The sequence below is a fragment of the Finegoldia sp. P1-F-LS genome (genome assembly GCF_052932205.1).
The window spans coordinates 1-267 of record NZ_JBRFJH010000041.1; the positions used below are offsets into that span (position 1 = coordinate 1).

The 267-nt window shown below is 36.7% G+C and carries 2 rRNA genes; both read left to right on the forward strand.

Going from position 1 to position 267, the window contains the following annotated elements:
- Positions 1–105 (forward strand): 23S ribosomal RNA (locus tag ACU68Y_RS09190); the annotation flags it as partial.
- Positions 106–146: 41 nt separating this feature from the next.
- A 5S ribosomal RNA gene (rrf, locus tag ACU68Y_RS09195) occupies positions 147–263 on the forward strand.
- Positions 264–267: the final 4 nt, after the last annotated feature.

The window sequence follows — 267 nt, forward strand, 5'->3', positions numbered from 1 at the left end:
AAGATTTCTATGAGATTACTTGAAGAAAACAAGATAGATAGGTCAGAGGTGTAAAGATAGTAATATCAAAGCTAACTGATACTAATAAATCGAAAACTTGACTGGAAATATATACTGTTATTGATTGGAAATGAAAAGAGAATAAGTATGGTGATAAAAGCAAGAGGGATACACCTGTACCCATGCCGAACACAGAAGTTAAGCCTCTTAACGCCGATGGTACTACGATGGAAACGTCGTGGGAGAGTAGGTAGTCGCCAAACAATT